The organism is Sphingosinicella sp. (assembly GCF_052387495.1).
In the GTDB taxonomy this organism is placed as follows: domain Bacteria; phylum Pseudomonadota; class Alphaproteobacteria; order Sphingomonadales; family Sphingomonadaceae; genus Allosphingosinicella.
In genome coordinates this window covers 1-4,288 of record NZ_JBQTJC010000284.1, presented here as the reverse complement: position 1 = coordinate 4,288, position 4,288 = coordinate 1, and the positions used below count along the sequence as shown (strand labels likewise).

General features: G+C 70.0%; 5 protein-coding genes. 1 reads left to right on the top strand and 4 read right to left on the bottom strand.

The window, feature by feature from the left end; genetic code table 11:
- The 4 genes from ACT4N8_RS15540 to ACT4N8_RS15525 form a co-directional block, all read right to left on the bottom strand.
- A partial coding sequence (locus ACT4N8_RS15540; protein ID WP_444859018.1) for an amino acid permease occupies positions 1-607 on the bottom strand: 607 nt, incomplete at its 3' end.
- 9 nt (positions 608-616) lie between these two features.
- Complete coding sequence (locus ACT4N8_RS15535) at positions 617-1,222, bottom strand: GntR family transcriptional regulator (protein ID WP_444859017.1); 606 nt, start codon at positions 1,220-1,222, stop codon at positions 617-619.
- The gene (locus ACT4N8_RS15530) at positions 1,219-2,217 is read right to left on the bottom strand and encodes a 4-hydroxyproline epimerase (RefSeq protein WP_444859016.1); all 999 of its coding nucleotides are present in this window, start codon (positions 2,215-2,217) and stop codon (positions 1,219-1,221) included. The genes ACT4N8_RS15535 and ACT4N8_RS15530 overlap by 4 nt, the downstream gene beginning before the upstream one ends.
- Positions 2,214-3,128 (bottom strand): dihydrodipicolinate synthase family protein, encoded by a 915-nt coding sequence (locus ACT4N8_RS15525; protein ID WP_444859015.1) that lies wholly within the window; start codon positions 3,126-3,128, stop codon positions 2,214-2,216. The genes ACT4N8_RS15530 and ACT4N8_RS15525 overlap by 4 nt, the downstream gene beginning before the upstream one ends.
- Before the next feature lie 47 nt (positions 3,129-3,175).
- Here ACT4N8_RS15525 and ACT4N8_RS15520 point away from each other — a divergent pair.
- Positions 3,176-4,288: NAD(P)/FAD-dependent oxidoreductase (locus tag ACT4N8_RS15520; protein ID WP_444859014.1), on the top strand; the 1,113-nt coding region annotated here is incomplete at its 3' end.

Below are 4,288 nucleotides of genomic sequence, written 5' to 3'. Positions count from 1 at the left end.
CCAGCGCGACGAAGGCGGCGAGCGCGGTGAGCTTGATGACGACGAGGACGATGTTGAGCGTCGCGATCTCGCGGGTACCTGCTATCAGCATCCCGCAGACGGCGAGGGCGACGAGCACGGCCGGAAGGTTGATGAGGCCCGGATTCGGATCGGCGAACGGCCCGGCGAGGAGTGCGGCGGGCAGGGCGACGCCGATCGATTGCAGCCAGCCGACCAGATAGCCGGCCCAGCCGACCGCGACCGCGCTGCACGCGACCGAATATTCGAGGATCAGGCTCCAGCCGACCACCCAGGCCAGGGTCTCGCCCAGGGTCGAATAGGTATAGGTGTAGGCGCTGCCCGAAGTCGGGATCAGGGTGGCGAGCTCGGCATAAGCGAGCGCGGCGCAGGCGCAAACCGCGCCGGCGATCATGAAGGCGAGGATCACCGCGGGCCCGGCCCGGTCGGCGCCGACGCCGGTCAGGGTGTAAATGCCGGTGCCGACGATCGCGCCGACGCCGAGCGCGACGAGGTGCGGCCAGCTCAGCGACTTCCTGAGGCGGTGATGCTCGGCGAGCGTGTCCTCGGCATGGATCGGCTTCACCGGCCCCCAGAATGATCGCGCCATGCCTTCCCCTCAATCCCTGCCGAGCTGCCGTTCGAGATCGTCCAGCGTCTCGCCGATATGATCCGCAAGCAACTTCGCCACCGCCTTGCGATCACGCGCGAGCCAGGCGGTCAAGATGGCGCGATGCTCCGCGTGGGCGCGCGCGTCCCGGCCGAGCGGCTCGAGATGCTTGCGGACGTAGCGGTCCGAAAGGATGTGCAGCCGCTCGACGATGTCGAGAGTCACCGGGCGTTGGGCGGGGCGGACGAGGGCGAGATGGAAGGCGCGGTTGAGCGCGCCGACCTCGCCGCCGCGCTCGAGCAGGGTCAGCGCGGCCTGCGCGGTCTCGCGTTCGGCGTCGGTGGCGCGGCTGGCGGCGAGGACGGCGAGCTCGGGCTCGAGCCGGAGGCGGAGCGCATAAACCTCGCTCGCCTCGGCGGCGCTCAAGGGACGGACGAACCAGCCGCGATTGGGCTCGGCGCGGACCAGCCCCTCGCGCTCAAGCCGCGCCATCGCCTCGCGCAACGGGATCTTGCTCACCCCCAGCTCGGCGGCGATCGCGTCCTGCCGCAGCGGCCGCTCCGGCGCGGCGTCGCCGCTCAGGATGCGCTCGCGCAGGAGATCGACCAGGGTCATGTCACCGAGAAGCCGGCGTGGAAGGGATCATCGCTGTCGATCCAGATCGTATTGTGGCCCGTGGCGATTGCGGAGCCGGTGATCGACGGGATGATGGCGGGGATGCCGCCGATCTCGGTCTCGGCCTCGACCCGGCCGGTGAAGCGGCTGCCGATATAGGATTCGTGGACGAAATCCTCGCCGACCTTGAGCCTTCTGTTCGCGTGGAGATGGGCGAGCCGCGCCGACGTGCCGGTGCCGCAGGGGCTGCGGTCGATCGCGCGCTCGCCGTAGAAGACGGCGTTGCGGCCGTGCGCGCCTTCGCCCTTGGGCGCGTCGGCCCAGAGCAAATGGCTGACGCCGCGGATCGTCGGATCGAGCGGATGGACGGGCTCGATCGCCTCGCGAAGCAAGGCGCGGATCGTGCGGCTCAGCTCGACGATCCGGGCGGCGCCGAGAGCGTCGAGGCCGGAATAAGCGCCCTGCGGCTCGATGATGCCGTAGAAATTGCCGCCATAAGCGATGTCGATGCTGAGCGGACCGAAGCCGGGGACATCGACCGCCACGCCGCGCGCCGTGACATAGGAGGCGACGTTGCGAATCGTCACCGAGGTGACCTTCGCGCCGTCCTGCCTGTAGGCGATGTCGATCAGGCCGGCGGGGACCTCGATCCTGAGCCGGCCGGGCTCGCGCGGCGCGATCAGGCCGTGCTCGATCGCGAAGGTGACGATGCCGATCGTGCCGTGGCCGCACATCGGCAGTGCGCCGCTCGTCTCGATGAAGAGGATCCCGCAATCGGCGTCGCCGCAGGGCGGATAGAGGAAGCCGCCCGACATCATGTCGTGCCCCCTCGGCTCGAACATCAGCCCGGTGCGGATCCAGTCGAAGCGGGCGCTGAAATCCTGCCGCCGCTCCGCCATGCTCGCGCCCTGGAGCAACGGCGCCCCGCCGGCGACCAGGCGGACCGGATGGCCCGCGGTATGGCCATCGATGCAGAAGAAGGTATGGCGGCTCACGCGGCGACGGCGACGTCGAGCGGCCGCGTCGCGGCGGCCTGCTCAACCATCGCGATCACCTCGGCGCGGCGGGCGCCGGCGAGCGGCAGGCGCGGCATCCGGACGCGCTCGGAGCCGCGACCCATGATCTGCTCGGCGAGCTTGATCGACTGGACGAGGTCGTGCTCGGCGTCGAGGTGGAGCAGGGGCATGAACCAGCGATAGATTCGTCGCGCCTCGTCCCAGTCGCCGCGATTGGCGGCGGCGACAAGGGCGACGGATTCCTGCGGGAAGGCGCTGGTCAGGCCCGAGACCCAGCCGGTCGCGCCGAGCAGCAGGCCTTCGAGCGCGACGTCGTCGAGGCCCGCCATCACCGCGAAGCGATTCCCATAGCGGTTGATCAGGTCGGTGAAGCGACGCGGATCGGGCGCGCTCTCCTTGATCGCGGCGACGTTCGGCACTTCGGCGAGCGCGTCGAGCGTTTCGAAGCCGATCGTGACGCGATAGGCGGGCGGGTTGTTGTAGAGCATGCAGGGAAGGCCGCTCGCGCCCGCGACGGCGCGGAAATGCGCCTCCAACTCCGCCGGGGTCGGCACATAGACCATCGCGGGCAGGACCATCAAAGCATTCATGCCAATGCCTTCCGCGTCGCGCGCGAACTCCGCGGCGCGGGTGGTGCCGAGCTCCGAGACGCCGGCGACCAAAGGCACGCGCCCGCCGACCGCCTCGACCGCGGCCTTCATCACCGCGCGCTTTTCTTCCGGCAGCAGCGAGTTGTTCTCGCCGCAGGTGCCAAGGATGACGAGCCCATCCACGCCGTCGTCCACCAGCGCGGCGAGTACGCGTTGCGTCGCGTCGATGTCGACTTGGTCGTCGGCGGTGAACTGGGTGGTCGCGGCGGGATAGACACCCGTCCAAAGCTGGCTTGCCACGCGAGTCTCCATTGAAGCGGGTTCGCGTAAATCGTATACGATTCGAGATGGCAAATGCAATCGTGATCGGCGGCGGGGTGATCGGCTCGGTCGCGGCCTATCGGCTGCAGCAGCGGGGCATCGCCACGCGGCTGATCGATCCCGACCCCGAATGGCGCGGCGCGAGCCTCGGCAATGCCGGCCACATCGCCGCCGACGAGGTCCATCCCCTCGCTTCGCGCGCAACATTGCGCAACCTGAAGCGCAACCTGTTCATGCGCGGCGGCCCCGTCGCGCTGCCGCTGCGCGACATCGCCGCCTGGCTGCCCTTCGGCCTCCGCCTGATTGCCGCCAGGAAACGCTACGACGCGGGCGTGCGTCCGCTTAGTAGCCTGCAAGCCGAGGCGCTCCCCGCTTGGCGCCGTCTGGTCGCGTCGCTGGGAGCGCCGGCGCTGCTGCGCGACGCGGGGCATTTCGTGGTATGGGATACGCCGGAAAGCGCCGCCGCGGGCCGCGCGCTGCTGGCCAGAACCGAAACCGGGAACACGAGCTGGCGCAACGCCACGGACGCGGAGCTTGCCCATCTTGCCGGCCTGATGAAGCCGCCCGGCGGCGCGGTCCGCTTCGATGGCACAGGTCAGATCACCGATCTCGGTCTCCTCGCCGAGACCCTGGTCGCCCGCTTCGAGGCGCTGGGCGGCATTCGTTTGCGCGGCGCGGCGCGGATCGAGGGTGACGCCGTTCGGCTGGTCACGGGCGAGCGGCTGGAGGCCGACACCATCCTCGTCGCCGCCGGCCCCGCCTCAAGTAGGCTGCTCCGCCCGCTCGGCCACAAGGCGCCGCTGATCGCCGAGCGCGGCTATCATATCCAGTGCGCCGGCGCCGGCTGGCCCGAGGAGATGCCGTCGATCCTCTTCGCCGACCGGCATATGTTCGTCACGCGCTTCCGCTCCGGCCTGCGCGCGACCAGCTTCGTCGAGTTCGGTCGTGCGTCGAGCCCGCCCGATCCGCGCAAGTGGCGACGGTTGCGCGACCATGTCCGCGCGCTCGGCCTGCCGTTCGAGGAGCCGATCGCCGAATGGATGGGCGCGCGCCCGACGCTGCCCGACTATCTGCCGGCGATCGGCCGCAGCGGCCGCATGCCGAATCTCTGCTACGCCTTCGGCCACCAGCATCTGGGC

Coding starts and splice junctions, on each gene's coding strand:
- ACT4N8_RS15535 (WP_444859017.1), bottom strand. CDS start 1,222: ATGACCCTGGTCGATCTCCTGCGCGAGCGCATCCTGAGCGGCGACGCC.